At 28.9% G+C, this 12,283-nt stretch carries 12 protein-coding genes; all 12 read left to right on the top strand.

Features of this window, described 5'->3' with window-relative positions:
* The first annotated feature begins 12 nt into the window (after nucleotides 1-12).
* The 12 genes from groL (at nucleotide 13) to ACQZHJ_RS15665 (ending at nucleotide 12,282) form a co-directional block, all read left to right on the top strand.
* Nucleotides 13-1,632 carry a chaperonin GroEL gene (groL, locus tag ACQZHJ_RS15720; RefSeq protein ID WP_430486453.1) on the top strand — a complete coding sequence of 540 codons (1,620 nt, stop codon included), beginning with the start codon at nucleotides 13-15 and terminating at the stop codon, nucleotides 1,630-1,632.
* 733 nt (nucleotides 1,633-2,365) lie between these two features.
* Nucleotides 2,366-2,812 (top strand): prepilin-type N-terminal cleavage/methylation domain-containing protein, encoded by a 447-nt coding sequence (locus ACQZHJ_RS15715; RefSeq protein ID WP_430486452.1) that lies wholly within the window; start codon nucleotides 2,366-2,368, stop codon nucleotides 2,810-2,812.
* A 201-nt stretch (nucleotides 2,813-3,013) separates the two neighbouring features.
* Nucleotides 3,014-3,760 (top strand): prepilin peptidase, encoded by a 747-nt coding sequence (locus tag ACQZHJ_RS15710; protein ID WP_430486451.1) that lies wholly within the window; start codon nucleotides 3,014-3,016, stop codon nucleotides 3,758-3,760.
* A gap of 73 nt (nucleotides 3,761-3,833) precedes the next feature.
* Entirely contained in the window at nucleotides 3,834-5,519 is a 1,686-nt protein-coding gene (locus ACQZHJ_RS15705) for a GspE/PulE family protein (protein WP_430486450.1), read from the top strand.
* A 27-nt stretch (nucleotides 5,520-5,546) separates the two neighbouring features.
* A complete protein-coding gene (locus tag ACQZHJ_RS15700; RefSeq protein ID WP_430486449.1) occupies nucleotides 5,547-6,752 on the top strand; it encodes a type II secretion system F family protein in 1,206 nt (401 codons plus the stop codon).
* Between the two features lie 24 nt (nucleotides 6,753-6,776).
* Entirely contained in the window at nucleotides 6,777-7,259 is a 483-nt protein-coding gene (locus ACQZHJ_RS15695; protein ID WP_430486905.1) for a prepilin-type N-terminal cleavage/methylation domain-containing protein, read from the top strand.
* Between the two features lie 63 nt (nucleotides 7,260-7,322).
* Nucleotides 7,323-7,778, top strand: coding sequence for a prepilin-type N-terminal cleavage/methylation domain-containing protein (locus tag ACQZHJ_RS15690; RefSeq protein ID WP_430486448.1), 456 nt, complete (start codon nucleotides 7,323-7,325; stop codon nucleotides 7,776-7,778).
* Between the two features lie 32 nt (nucleotides 7,779-7,810).
* The gene (locus ACQZHJ_RS15685; RefSeq protein WP_430486447.1) at nucleotides 7,811-8,326 is read left to right on the top strand and encodes a prepilin-type N-terminal cleavage/methylation domain-containing protein; all 516 of its coding nucleotides are present in this window, start codon (nucleotides 7,811-7,813) and stop codon (nucleotides 8,324-8,326) included.
* Between the two features lie 71 nt (nucleotides 8,327-8,397).
* Nucleotides 8,398-9,549, top strand: a complete 1,152-nt coding sequence (pilM, locus tag ACQZHJ_RS15680; protein WP_430486446.1) for a pilus assembly protein PilM — start codon at nucleotides 8,398-8,400, stop codon at nucleotides 9,547-9,549.
* A gap of 14 nt (nucleotides 9,550-9,563) precedes the next feature.
* The gene (locus tag ACQZHJ_RS15675) at nucleotides 9,564-10,136 is read left to right on the top strand and encodes a PilN domain-containing protein (RefSeq protein ID WP_430486445.1); all 573 of its coding nucleotides are present in this window, start codon (nucleotides 9,564-9,566) and stop codon (nucleotides 10,134-10,136) included.
* Nucleotides 10,120-11,331, top strand: coding sequence for a hypothetical protein (locus ACQZHJ_RS15670; protein WP_430486444.1), 1,212 nt, complete (start codon nucleotides 10,120-10,122; stop codon nucleotides 11,329-11,331). Before ACQZHJ_RS15675 ends, ACQZHJ_RS15670 begins: the two co-directional genes overlap by 17 nt.
* A 69-nt stretch (nucleotides 11,332-11,400) precedes the next feature.
* The gene (locus ACQZHJ_RS15665) at nucleotides 11,401-12,282 is read left to right on the top strand and encodes a type IV pilus modification PilV family protein (RefSeq protein WP_430486443.1); all 882 of its coding nucleotides are present in this window, start codon (nucleotides 11,401-11,403) and stop codon (nucleotides 12,280-12,282) included.
* The last annotated feature ends 1 nt before the right edge of the window (nucleotide 12,283 follow it).

Here is a 12,283-nt window from a genome sequence, read left to right as displayed (position 1 = left end):
GGTAGAAAGAATATGGCTAAAACATTATTATTCGGTGAAGAGGCTAGAAGATCTATGCAAGCAGGTGTAGATAAATTAGCTAATACTGTAAAAGTTACATTAGGACCAAAAGGAAGAAATGTTATTTTAGATAAAAAATTTGGTTCACCACTTATAACAAACGATGGGGTTACAATAGCAAGAGAAATTGAGCTTGAAGATGCTTATGAAAACATGGGAGCTCAACTTGTTAAAGAGGTAGCTACTAAGACTAATGATGTAGCAGGAGACGGAACAACTACAGCTACACTTTTAGCACAAGCTATCATAAGAGAAGGATTAAAGAACGTTACGGCAGGAGCTAATCCAATTCTAATAAGAAATGGTATTAGACTTGCAGTTGAGAAGGCTGTTGAAGAAATTCAAAAGATTTCTAAACCTGTAAATGGAAAAGAAGATATAGCTAGAGTTGCTGCTATATCAGCTGCTAATGAAAAAGTTGGTCAATTAATAGCAGATGCTATGGAGAAGGTTGGCAATGAAGGTGTTATCACAGTTGAAGAATCTAAGTCAATGGGAACTGAATTAGATGTTGTTGAAGGTATGCAGTTTGATAGAGGATATGTTTCAGCTTACATGGTGACAGATACTGAGAAAATGGAAGCTGTTTTAGATAATCCATTAGTATTAATAACTGATAAGAAAATAAGCAATATCCAAGATTTATTACCAATACTTGAGCAAATAGTTCAAGCAGGAAGAAAACTTCTAATCGTTGCAGATGATATAGAAGGAGAAGCTATGACAACATTAGTTGTTAATAAGTTAAGAGGCACATTTACTTGTGTAGCAGTTAAAGCTCCAGGCTTTGGGGATAGAAGAAAAGAAATGCTTCAAGATATAGCTATATTAACTGGTGGAGTTGTTGTATCTGATGAATTAGGAAGAGATTTAAAAGAAGTTACATTAGACATGCTTGGAGAAGCTGAGAGTGTTAAGGTAACTAAGGATAACACTACTATAGTTAATGGTAGGGGGGATTCAGAAGAAATCAAAAACAGAGTTCACCAAATAAAAACTCAATTAGAGGCTACTACTTCTGAGTTTGATAAAGAAAAATTACAAGAAAGATTAGCTAAGTTAGCTGGAGGAGTTGCTGTTATAAAAGTTGGAGCCGCTACAGAAACTGAGCTTAAAGAAGATAAATTAAGAATAGAAGATGCTTTAGCAGCTACTAAGGCAGCTGTAGAAGAAGGTATTGTTCCAGGTGGTGGAACTGCTTATGTTAATGTAATAAATGAAGTATCTAAGTTAACTTCAGATGTTCAAGATGAGCAAGTTGGTATAAATATAATAGTAAGATCATTAGAAGAGCCAATGAGACAAATTGCTTATAATGCTGGTTTAGAAGGTTCAGTTATAATAGAGAAAGTTAAACATAGCGAAGCAGGAGTAGGATTTGATGCTTTAAGAGGAGAATACAAGAATATGCTTAAAGCAGGTATTGTTGATCCAACTAAGGTTACAAGATCAGCTCTTCAAAATGCTTCATCAGTAGCATCAACATTCTTAACAACTGAGGCTGCTGTTGCAGATATTCCAGAAAAAGAAGTTCCTCAAGGTGCAGGAATGGGAATGGATGGAATGTATTAAGAATTAGTTATGTTTTTGAGTATAGACAAAAGTCTATACTCTTTATTTTTTTGCAAAATTTATAAGACTTATTAGTTAGCTTGTTTATGAATGATTATATAATGAATTAATATTAAATTGTAATAGTAAATAAGTGTAAAAGATTACTAGAAAAGGTTTAAATGTCGAAAAAGAACCCTAAAATACTTTGAAGAGCAATTAATTGTTATTTAAAGTATTAATTTTGAACTTTTAGTTTGTATAAAAAGAATAAATTAAAAAAAGAAAAAAATATTGTATTATTTTGTAGACAACTGGAAAAATATGTGTTAATATAAGTACATAAGTTACGAATGATTAATTTTTGAGAAACAAAAGAAATAACTATACTAAAGATAAAATAATAAGTAGCAAATGAATTTTCAATACAAAAGATGTTAAATTTACATATGAGATTGTATTCATTTATTAGCATTAAGCTAAAACAAAAGATATTAAAGAAAAACAAAAGAAGTTCATAGAGTACGTACATAGAAAAGAATAAACAAAAGATTTAGAAATACGAAAGATTTAGGGATAACTAAGGATTTAAAGTAACATAAGAAATTTAATAAACGAATGAGATATAAAGAGATTCTTTAAAAGAATCTCTTTTTTATGTATATAATTGGTAAGAATGTCCATAATCCTAATAGAAATTAAAGTTAAAAAACACTTAACTTTAAAATTTATATAAAGGATGGTGGAGAGCCATATGATAACAAATAAAGTATTAAAAAAATTGAAACAAAAGAAGAATAAAAAGAAGGGGTTTACACTTATTGAATTGACAGTTGTGTTAGCAATAATGGCATTAATAATAACTGTTATAGCTCCAAATTTCTCTGAAATAAAAGATAAATCAGAATCTAAAGTTGATGATCAAAATTGCTCCGTAGTTGAAAGGTCTGTAGAAATGTTATTAGCAGAAGGGGTTATTACCGAAACAGGTAATTTTAATATAACTATAACACCAGGGGATAACGGAGTAACTAGTGCTGAGATAACAGGGATAAAAGCGGCTAATGATTTAGCAAAGTTACTATATGATTTAGGAAAACCTCATACTGGGGATTCTTATTTAGCAGAGGTTGTAGATGGAAAAAAGGTAAATGCTAAGGTTATACCAGAAAAAACACCAGAAGTAAATCAAGAAAGTTGAAAATTATAAATGCTAGCAAGTTTAAAATTGCTAGTATTTTTTTATTAAAGATGATTTTTTAATAACTAAAAGTAATGAATTTTGAAAATTAGATATAAAATAAAAAGATTGTGCAAAATTATTTACAATAAAATGTATATTGTTTATAATTAATTATGAATATTAATGGAAAATTAATTTATTTTAATTGAGGAGGACTTTGTGTCTATATTATTTTTTTTATTTGGAACAATAATTGGAAGCTTTCTAAATGTATGTATATTTAGGATTCCGGCAGGTGAGTCCATAGCATTTCCACCATCTCATTGTGGAAATTGTAAGAAAAATTTAAAACCGATAGATTTAGTTCCTGTATTAAGTTATTTGTTCCTTGGTGGTAAATGTAGATATTGTAAAAATAAGATATCTATAAGATATCCATTGGTTGAATTACTTACAGGATTTTTATATTTTTTAGTATATATATATTATGGAATTTCGTTTTTAACAGTTAAGTATATAGTCTTAATTACATTTCTTATAGTCATTTCGCTAATAGATTATGATACTCAAGATGTTTATGCAGTTACAACTTACCCTGCAATAATACTTGGGTTTGTTTTTGCGCTAGTAGGAAAGTTTTATTTTGGAGAGAGTCTAACAAACTATATTTTAGGATTTGCAATAGCTAGTTTAGCTATATTCTTAGTTAGTAAGTTAACTGGCGGAGCTATGGGAAGTGGAGATATTGAAATACATGCTATAGCAGGAGTTTTTCTTGGATGGAAGTTAGCAATAATAAATATATTTTTATCTTTTATTATTGGAGGATTATTAGCAGTAATATCTATTTTATTTAAGAAAAAGAAAAGAGGAGATTATATAGCCTTTGGTCCAGCTATAGGAATATCAACAATATTATTAATATTTTTAGGTAATTTAATTGTACCTATATATTTTGGATTTTAGATAATTTATGGAATAGAATCTATTGAAGGTTAAATAATATAGATAGGTTTACGTTATAAAGGGGGCATTTCCTTTGATGAGTTATCAGAAGAAGCGTTTAGGAGATATTCTAATAGAATCAGGAAAATTAACAGAGGAAAAGCTTAAAGAAGCATTAATACTTCAAAAACAAGTTGGAAAAAGACTTGGAGAAATATTAGTAGAGCAAAACTTTGTTACTGAAGAAGATATAATAGAAGTTTTAGAAAAACAATTAAATATTGAAAGAGTTAATCTAGAAGTTATAACAATAGATAGAAGAGCTATTAAGATGATTTCTGAGAATGTTTGTAGAAAACACATGATATTCCCATATGAAATAGAAGAGAATATTATAAAGGTTGCAATGGCAGATCCACTTGATATAGTTGCTATTGATGATGTTGAAATTTCTACAGGTTTAAAGGTTAAACCATATATAGCAATAAAACAATCTATTGAAAGAGCTATAGATATATATTATTCAAACCAAAAGGTTCTTTCTGTAGCAGAGGAGTTATCAAAAGAAGTTGATGATGATGAACTTAATTTAGATAAAATCGAGGAAATTGATAACTTAGATAATGCTCCTATAGTAAAGATGATTGAATATGTTATTAAAAATGCAGTAGAAGAAAGAGCAAGTGATATTCATATTGAAACTTATGAAAATATTTTAAGAATTAGATATAGAATAGATGGTAAGCTTCAAACAATATCAACGCTACCAGTTGATACACTAGCTCCTTTGGTAACTCGTGTTAAGATACTTGCTAACCTTGATATATCGGAAAAAAGACTTCCCCAAGATGGAAGAATTCTTACTAAGGTTGGTAATAAACAAATAGATTTAAGAGTATCTATTCTTCCTATGATAACAGGAGAAAAGATAGTTATAAGAATAGTAAATAAGGATAATTTTATAATATCTAAAGAAAGTTTAGGTATGAATACTGAAGAGTTAGAGTTATTAAATAAAATAACAAAGCACTCTAATGGGATTATACTTGTTACTGGTCCAACGGGTAGTGGTAAAACTACTACGCTTTATGCACTTTTAAATGAACTTAATACAGATAGCAAAAATATAATCACTGTAGAAGACCCAGTTGAGTGTTCTATTGAAGGGGTTAACCAAGTTAATGTTAACTCAAAGGTTGGATTGACATTTGCAGCTGGATTAAGATCTATATTAAGACAAGACCCAGATATTATAATGGTAGGGGAGATTAGAGATACTGAAACTGCTCAAATAGCAATAAGAGCAGCAATTACAGGTCACTTAGTTCTATCAACTCTACATACTAATGATGCACCTTCTAGTATCTTAAGATTAGAAGATATGGGAGTTCAAAGGTATTTAATAGCAAATGCAATCAAGGGTGTTATTGCACAAAGACTTGTTAGAAAAATATGCCCAAAATGTGGTGAGGATTATGAGGCAACATCATATGAAAAACACATATTAAATATAAATGAACATGAAAATTTAATATTACATAAAGGTAGAGGATGTGTTTATTGCAATAATACTGGATATGTAGGTAGAATGGGTGTCTATGAAATAATGGAAGTAACTAGAGAGCATAGAGACGCAATATTAAAGGGTGAAAGTTCAGATATTCTTACTGAAATAGCTATAAAGCATGGTATGAGGACTTTAGGGCAAGCTTGTAAAAAGTTAGTTCTAGAAGGAAAAACTACTGTGGAAGAAATGCTAAATGTAACTTATGATATGTAATTTGGTTTAAGAAAAAGGAGATGAATTATGGCAAATTATAAATATAAAGCTATTAATTCAGAAGGGCAAAGAATAGAAGGTACTCAAACTGCAGACTCTGAAAGCCAAGTTAGAGAGATTCTTTTATCAAATGAGTATTATCCATTAAGTATAGAAAAGGATAATGCTAAAAATAGAAGAGGGTTTTCTTTTAGTCATAAAGTTAAGCTTAAAGATATAGCGGTATTTTGTAGACAGTTTTATGTTATGTTAGATTCTGGCCTATCTGTTGGTAGAGCTTTAAGTATATTAATAGATCAAGGTGAAAATCAGAAAATGAGAGAAGCTTTGGTTGGAGTAAACTCAGATGTTAAAAGAGGAGAGACTCTTGCTTCTTCAATGAAAAAAAGAAAAGATGTTTTTCCAAACTTACTTATAAGTATGATTGATGCTGGAGAACAAAGTGGTAACTTAGACATCATTCTTAAAAGAATGGCTGAGTACTATGAGAAGGAAACAAAGATAAGAGGAAAGATTAAGAGTGCTATGATTTATCCTATAGTACTTGGGGTAGTAGCAATTGTTGCTATAACATTTATTCTTACTTTTGTAATGCCAACATTCATACAGATGTTTGAAGAAAATAATGTAGAACTTCCAATAGCTACAAAAATGGTGTTGGCTACAAGTAAAATGTTAGGTAAGTATGGAATAATAATATTCTTAGTTTTAGTAGTAGGTATTATATTGCTTGGGAAATACCTTAAGAGTGAAGAAGGGCAATATAAGTTAAGTGTAATAAATTTAAGACTTCCAGTTATAAAGAAACTTACTCAAAAGATAATAGTTTCAAGATTTACAAGAACTATGGGGATAGTATCTTCAAGTGGAATGTCATTAGTAAAATCCTTAGAAATTGTGGCCTCTGTTGTTGGAAACAAAATAGCAGAGAAAGAATTACTAGGAGTAAAGGATAAGGTTGTAAGAGGGGAAAGTTTAGGAGATTCAATCATGAAAATAAAGATTTTCCCACCAATGCTAGCTTCAATGGTTAAGATTGGAGAAGAATCTGGTTCTTTAGATAGCATACTAGATAAGACAGCAGACTTTTACGATGATGAACTAGAAAGAGAAATAAATACAGCAACAGCCTTAATAGAACCAGCTATGATAGTTGTTATGGGAGTAATTATAGGATTCCTACTAATTTCAATATTAACACCTATGTTCAAGATGTATAACAGCATAGGATAGTTTTAGGAGGTGAAAAAGTTGAGTATTAATGAGAGAATTAAGAAAAAGAAAAAAGGTTTTACGCTAATAGAACTTATTATAGTAATAGCAATAATAGCAATATTAGCAGCAATAGCAATACCAAACTTTTTATCTATTCAGAGAAAAGCTAGGGTTAATGCAGATATAGCAACTGCTAAAACCTTATATGATGCTAGTAATGCATTAATTGCTGAGGGGAATTTGAATTATGTAGATGAAGAAGGTAGAGGCATATATATGAATAGACCATTTGATCCAGAGGCAGAAGTTATATATAAGTATCTTGGTAATTATAAATTAAATAAAAATGGTGGTATAGATGAATCTAGTATTATAAAGCCACAGTCTCTTGAGGATGGACAATTTTTTATAAACATAGTATTTGAAAATGGAGATAAAAGTAAGCCAGATATAACTGTTTCACTTTTAAACAAAGATAACAAAGTGGTAGCAGAATTATATCCTAATTACAATAAACGAGATTAAGTTAAGATTTTAAACTTTTAATAGTTTAATTATAAATTATATACTTTTAAGGAGGAAAAACAAATGAATACAAAAAAACAAAATAAAAAGAAAAAAGGTTTTACGTTAATTGAACTTATTATCGTTATAGCTATAATTGCAATATTAGCAGCAATTGCTATACCAAACTTTTTATCAATACAAAGAAAAGCAAGAGTAAAAGCGGATGTGGCAAGTGCTAAAACAATATATGATGCAACATCTGCATTAGTTTCAGAAGGAAAAATAGTACCTGTGAAAAGTGAAACTATAACGCTTAATATAAGTAGAGCTAAGGTAATTACAGGTGGAGAAAATGGAACCAAAGATGCTGAAGATTTAACAAGTTATTTACAAACAATACCAGTTCCGGAATCAGATTCAACAAGTGGCTTTGTTGTTACTATAACTTCTGATGATAATAATGATGCTGTTATTCAAGTTAAAATAGGAACTAAGGATGTTTATCCAAAAGCAGTAGATCCGTATCAATTAAGCTAGTATTAATTATGAATAATTAGGGGGAGAGTATTATGATAAAAAGAAATAATAAAAAGAAAAAAGGTTTTACGTTAATAGAGTTAATTATAGTAATAGCAATAATAGCAATATTAGCAGCAATAGCAATACCAAACTTCTTATCAATACAAAGAAAATCAAGGGTAAAAGCTGATATAGCAAGTGCTAAGACTGTATATGATGCAACTTCAGCACTAATTGCAGAAGATGCGATAAAGAGTGATGGCTTTTTTGTGGTAAAAAAAGATGCAGCTAATCCAGTAGATGATTATTTACAATTAATACCGCAATCAGAATCAGTTAAGGATGATGTTTTTGCAGTGAAAGTTTTATTAAGTGATAAAGCAGGAACAGCGGATACTACAGATAAAGACAAAGATGGAGATAAAGCAGAATTAGTTGGTGGAGAAAAAGCGGCCGTAACGGTTTATCTAGTTCCTAAAGCTTCTACAGATAATGCAACAGGGGACACACCAAATGGTGCTATATTAGTATATCCAAATGGTGACACACCATATAATTTAGATTAATATTTATTAAATTAAAGTGTAAGGAACTTTTCCTTACACTTTTCAACTATAAAAAGCAAGGAGGAATAACCTTGAGCTTAGAAAAGAAAGAGAAAAAAAGTATATTACAGATGGATGTAGGTGATATATTTAAGGCTTTTAAGAAGAAAAAACAAAATAAAAAAGATGAAAAAAAGGAAAGTCATAAAGTTAAAAAAGTTATATCTAAGAAAGCTGTTTCTATTGATATTGGAAGTGAAAATACAAAGGTTGTAGTTGGAAGGTACTATAAAAATAAGGTTACTATAGAGAAAGCCTTTGAATTTAAAACTCCAATAGGAATAATAGATGATGGTCACATTAAAAATATAGATGAGTTAGGTATGACTTTAAATGACAATCTTGCTTTACATAAAGTGAAAGCTGACAATATTATTTTCACTACTAATAGTACATCCATAATAAACAGAACTATAGTTGTTCCAAAGGTAACTGAGGAAGAAATTGAGTCTGTTATAAGATACGAGGTTCAACAATATTTACCTATAAAATTAGAAGAGCATATGGTTCAATATAATATTTTAGGTGAAAAAATTGTTGATGGTAAGGAAAAGTTAGAAGTTCTTATTGTTGTTTATCCGAATAAGATGATTTTTTCTTATGCAGAGCTTGTAAATATATTAGGGGGGAAACCATATGCTTTAGATGTTAACTATAATTCACAGAGAAAAGCATATTATGTTATGAACCCTGAGATAAATGAAACTATATTAAGTATGGATATAGGTGAAGAAAGTATAGATTTAACTGTAATAAAAAATAATGAATTAATTTTAATGAAAAGAATTAATTCAGGTGGTAAGTATTTGAATAGTCAAATAGCAAAGACAATGGGTATTTCACTAGAAAATGCAGAAACTCAAAAAAGAGAAAATTGTAATTTGATGAGTAGAGATGAGGGCTCTTTAGAACATTGTGTTAGAGATGTTGTAGATATGTGGTTTGATGAAGCAATTAGAATAATCAAATATTATAAGAGTAAAAATACTCATAGTACCATAGATAAAATATATCTTTGTGGAGGAAGTTCAAACATAAAGGGACTTGAAAGATATATAGCAGCTAAATTAGATTTAAGAGCGAAAATACTTCAGGAAAATAGCAATATCGAATTTAAAAAAGGTGTAGAAGAAGTGAAAGTTTCAGAATACATAAATGCTATTGGAGCCTTAATAAGACTTTAGGTTGGTGATGAATAATGAGAGATTTTAACTTTTTCTCCCACATAGCTCAAGAAAGAAAAAGTTATTCAAAAAGAAAGAATATAGGAATTTCAATACTAGGCTTAATTGTGTTTGTATTTGCAGTTAATTTTTCTGTGAATATGATCAGGATGCATATGATAAACAAGAGCATAAATGATTATGAAGCTAAGATAAATGCACCTAGTATGAAAGAGAAATTAAGTGAAGCTACAAAAATTGAGAAGGAACATAATATTTTAGAAAAATATTATAATAATGTAAAAGTAGCATCAGAACAAATTTATAGTAATGATTATGTAAGTACTCAGAGAATAAAGATAATAAACAGTACAGTTCCTAATGATGTTACATTTACTCAAGTAAATATAGATAATAAGACGTTAACAATACAGGCATTATCTAAAACAAGAAGTGCTATAAGTGATCTTCAGTATAACTTAAACAATTTAGGATTTATAGATAACACTTATATAAGTGGTATTGGTGAGAGAAATGCACAGGGACAATACTCCTTCTCTGTAAGTTGTACTTTAAAGGAGGTAGGAAATAATGAAAATAAGCAATAGAGAGAAAACTTTATTATTTGCCCTAGCTCTAGGTGTTATAGGATTTGGTTATTATAAGATAGTTTGGGATTATCAATATAAAGAAATAAAATCCTTAGAAACAAAAAAACAAGAAAAACAACAAGAGTATGAGAATGATGTTAGAATGGTTCAATCAATAGAGCCTAACAAGGAAGAAATAAAGATATATAATACTGAAATTCAAAACTTAACTTCAGGTTTTTATTCTAGTATAGAGCAACCAAATGTAATTCTAGAATTAAATAATCTTATGAATGATAATGGCATAAATGGAACAATGAGTTTTTCAGAAATTAAAACAATGCCAATTATACAAAAGCAGGAAACAACAGTTAGTGATCAAGGAACTGAAGAAAATAAAAATCAGATACAAGGAATAGTAAATGATTATAATAAGATAGTTGATAATAGTAAAAAGCAACCTGCTCAGAAAAAAGAAGAGGAAATATATAATTTAAATCAGATGATGGTTTCATTAAGTATAAATGGAACATACGACAATATAATGAATTTTGTTAAAGCTATTGAAAATAATGCAAAGCATATAAATATATTAAACTTTAATTTGAGTGCTCAGACAGATGGTAAGGTTTCAGCTAATATGAATATTCAATTAGTTGCTATGCCAAAGATTGATGCTTCAAAAGAGGAATTTACAACTGCTGATGATAAATATGGTAAGGATAATCCGTTTTCAGGAGTTAGTGCAGCAGGTACTGGCACTATAGAGAGTGAAATAGCAAATTCAAAGGTGAAGAATGATTTCTTAATGACTGTCAGACCTATAAATTCAGATTTACCAACAATAGTTTTAGGAAAATCTGAGGATAAAGATAAGGCAAGTTATTTAAGTAAAGATGAAAATACTTCAACTAATATTGAGATGTACATATCAGGTAAAGACGGAAAGTATTATTATAAATATAAAGTTGGAGATAAATCATATCCAACAGACTTTAATGGAAATGGTGAAGAGTTCAAACCTAATGGAAATGATATAAACTTTGAAGTGTTTTCAGAAAAGAGATTGAATAATGATGATAAATCAGGAGCTAATATAAAAATAGTTAATAGCTCAGATAAGGAAGTTAACTTAGTAATAGATAAGGATGATGCTAAAAATCCAAGAGTTAACGTAACAACAGAAGGTAAAGTTAAGGTTATAAAAAATTAATTTAAAAGTGAAACTTATGATTTAGATAGTAATAATAAATTATTAAAGTAACAGAAGAGGTGTGAAGCTATGGGTATCAAAAGACGAAAAAGTAAAAAAGGATTTACGGTAATAGAAGCTATAATTAGTTTGACTTTATTTACTATGATAATGATACCCTTAGGTAGCTTTACATTAACTGCAATTAAGAATACAGCTAAGAGTAGTGAAAAACAAAAAGCTATGGATGTTGCTCAAAGTATGGTGGAGCAAATAAAATCAGTAGACAGTAGTAATATAGATAATCTTGATGAAAAATCAGTATTGAATTTAGGGAATTCAAATAGTATTGAGGTTAAAAAAGAATATAAGAATAATAAATTTAAAAATTACAGCATAAGCGGAAATATTTCGGGCTTTGAAGTTGCAGGAAATATTACTCCAAATGATGCTTATGTAAATAAAGATGAAAATGTAGGTAATAAAAATTTTGATTATTACCTTTATATAAATAATGGCGAAATATTAGGAAGTGTAAATTCTAATCTTGAAGAAAAGATTAAATTAGGTCAATTAAATAGTGATAACAATGGACAAATCATTATTAGTGAAGAAAGTAATGGGGATATAAAGATAAATAACAATTATATATCATCAGTAATTGCAAATCAGAAGGATTTTAAAATAAAAATTACTGACAATAAAAGTACAAATGGGAAAATTAACATTAATCTTAGTAATCAAAATACCAATAACATATTAGGTGTTTATTGTTATAAAAATTTAGGTAGTAGTTTAACTTACAATGATGTTCCAGGGGAAGCAAGTAGTGGAATAACTAGATTATATGAAAACTTATATAATAAATCGCCAAATGAATCAGGAAGCAATTTGTTTAATATTGATATTAAAATATTAAAGAAAAATCAACTTATATATGAAATAAATTCAACTAAGGTTATAAAGGAGTGAT

This window comes from Clostridium sp. B9 (genome assembly GCF_050509515.1).
Lineage (GTDB): Bacteria > Bacillota > Clostridia > Clostridiales > Clostridiaceae > Sarcina.
Note: the sequence above shows the minus strand (reverse complement) of the source record. Positions and strands in the feature narration are given on the sequence as shown.

Coding starts and splice junctions, on each gene's coding strand:
- ACQZHJ_RS15685 (WP_430486447.1), top strand. CDS start 7,811: ATGATAAAAAGAAATAATAAAAAGAAAAAAGGTTTTACGTTAATAGAG.
- ACQZHJ_RS15715 (WP_430486452.1), top strand. CDS start 2,366: ATGATAACAAATAAAGTATTAAAAAAATTGAAACAAAAGAAGAATAAA.
- ACQZHJ_RS15700 (WP_430486449.1), top strand. CDS start 5,547: ATGGCAAATTATAAATATAAAGCTATTAATTCAGAAGGGCAAAGAATA.
- ACQZHJ_RS15665 (WP_430486443.1), top strand. CDS start 11,401: ATGGGTATCAAAAGACGAAAAAGTAAAAAAGGATTTACGGTAATAGAA.
- ACQZHJ_RS15690 (WP_430486448.1), top strand. CDS start 7,323: ATGAATACAAAAAAACAAAATAAAAAGAAAAAAGGTTTTACGTTAATT.
- ACQZHJ_RS15675 (WP_430486445.1), top strand. CDS start 9,564: ATGAGAGATTTTAACTTTTTCTCCCACATAGCTCAAGAAAGAAAAAGT.
- groL (WP_430486453.1), top strand. CDS start 13: ATGGCTAAAACATTATTATTCGGTGAAGAGGCTAGAAGATCTATGCAA.
- ACQZHJ_RS15670 (WP_430486444.1), top strand. CDS start 10,120: ATGAAAATAAGCAATAGAGAGAAAACTTTATTATTTGCCCTAGCTCTA.